Source organism: Acetobacter okinawensis (assembly GCF_002153655.1).
In the GTDB taxonomy this organism is placed as follows: Bacteria; Pseudomonadota; Alphaproteobacteria; order Acetobacterales; family Acetobacteraceae; genus Acetobacter; species Acetobacter okinawensis_A.
The window spans coordinates 1-1,684 of record NZ_JOPJ01000068.1 but is presented as its reverse complement, the minus strand read 5'-3'; the positions used below and the strand labels follow the sequence as shown (position 1 = coordinate 1,684).

Genomic DNA, 1,684 nt, shown 5'->3' with positions numbered 1-1,684 from the left:
GGAAAGGATATTCTGACACAGATGATTTCCAGAAATATGGGCTATCTGGAAAACAAAATCATCGACCAGGAAAATGCGAAAATTCTTCAGAATACAAATGAAGCCATGGCATGGATGAGACAGAACAATTCAGACGTTGAAAACCATTCAAATGCATTGAAAATGTAAAGGAAATACACATAAAAAAAGGAACCTCGAAAGGTTTCCCGTTTAAGCCTTGTGATTGCTCCAGTGGATTAACCAGCAGACGATGCTTTTAGTAATGTTGAACTAACAGAGCCAAATACATTACTCAAATTGGTTCCAACAGCAGTAACAGCCGTGATAATACCAACAGAAATTAAAGCAGCAATCAGACCATATTCGATAGCTGTTGCACCGACTTCATTTTTACGAGTTTTAAGTAAAGTTTTCATATGAAAATCCTCCAAATATTAATATTAAACACCATATGCTTATGATGCCTTAAATATATAATACTGTATTGAATTGCATATTTTCAAGAAAAACGAACTTTTTATAATTTATTTTCTTGACATTATCATTTATATATAAAATAATAATCTTATGTTGTAGCGACATAAGTGACCATCAAACCCCCTCCAAAAAGCGGTTTGGTGGTTTTTTATTGCTTGGTTGGAGAGTACCAAGTGGGTCTGTAATAGTCATCTTTTCCTGGACCTTTATATAATTCATCTATTGCTCCGGTTTCCCCTGAATCTTGAGCACGCTCTTGGTAAAAATGATATGTAGAGCCGTCAGTTGCCGTAAATGTTACTTTTTTAGGGTCGGGAATATAATAAAGTTTTCCAGATTTGGAGAGTTGATCTGCTTCAAGCAGAGACTCTTCCTCCAATTCTGGAGTGTATTTCAATTCACCAATAGCATATTCATATGCTTGATCAGATATGCCAAAGTAATCTTTTATTTGTTCTGGTGTTGTCAATGCATTTCCTTCTGCATCATATATTCCAGTCATAGATGCCAAGCCACCATGATTATATGATAATTCACCGTATCCTAATTTAAGAGCCGACCAACCTCTTGAAGCATCGGCTGTATAGCTGTTTGAAGCGTTATATATGGCTGGTTCTGCTATAGAGGAATCCGCACTACTGGAACTATCAGAAGATGAGGAAGAATCAGAAGCATCTGCACTGGAAGTAGCACTACTATCAGAGCTTGAACCATTTGCACTAGATGCTGACTTATTTGCAGAGCTAGAGCATCCACCACCTCCTGTTCCTCCACTTGCCTGACTTACTTTGGTAGCTATATAACAATATGTATTATCAAGGTTTACACCAGTTAATTGCAGTCCTGTCATTGTTGCTACAGCGATAAGTGCGGATAAAACACCATATTCTATGGCCGTTGCCCCAACATCCTGTTGTATTTTATTTTTATAATAAATCATGATTTGAAATCCTCCTTTGTATATATACAATTTTATTGTAATATAAATTAAGGAATGACTTCAAATATATCGAAAAATTTTCAGAACATGCCACCCAACTGAGTGGCATTCCATCCCCTGCTATCAGGCTACCTTCCAGTAGCTCATCTGGTCTTTCATGATGACTTCAATGTAGTGACGCATGGAACGCAGGTCTTTGGTGCAGTAGCGTTGCACCAGTTCCTCCTCTTCCTGGCTCAGGGTGAACCATTGCGGGAGCAGGTCACG

At 37.9% G+C, this 1,684-nt stretch carries 2 protein-coding genes; both read right to left on the bottom strand.

The genetic code is table 11. The features are described 5' to 3' along the window. Positions 1 to 236: 236 nt before the first annotated feature. Positions 237 to 416, bottom strand: a complete 180-nt coding sequence (locus HK26_RS12755; RefSeq protein ID WP_086640100.1) for a Flp family type IVb pilin — start codon at positions 414 to 416, stop codon at positions 237 to 239. Positions 417 to 625: 209 nt separating this feature from the next. Further along, positions 626 to 1,417, bottom strand: coding sequence for a Flp family type IVb pilin (locus HK26_RS13605; RefSeq protein WP_180539580.1), 792 nt, complete (start codon positions 1,415 to 1,417; stop codon positions 626 to 628). Positions 1,418 to 1,684: the final 267 nt, after the last annotated feature.

What these genes read in the sequence shown, in the direction of transcription:
- HK26_RS13605 (WP_180539580.1), bottom strand. Translation starts at nt 1,417, where the DNA reads ATGATTTATTATAAAAATAAAATACAACAGGATGTTGGGGCAACGGCC.
- HK26_RS12755 (WP_086640100.1), bottom strand. Translation starts at nt 416, where the DNA reads ATGAAAACTTTACTTAAAACTCGTAAAAATGAAGTCGGTGCAACAGCT.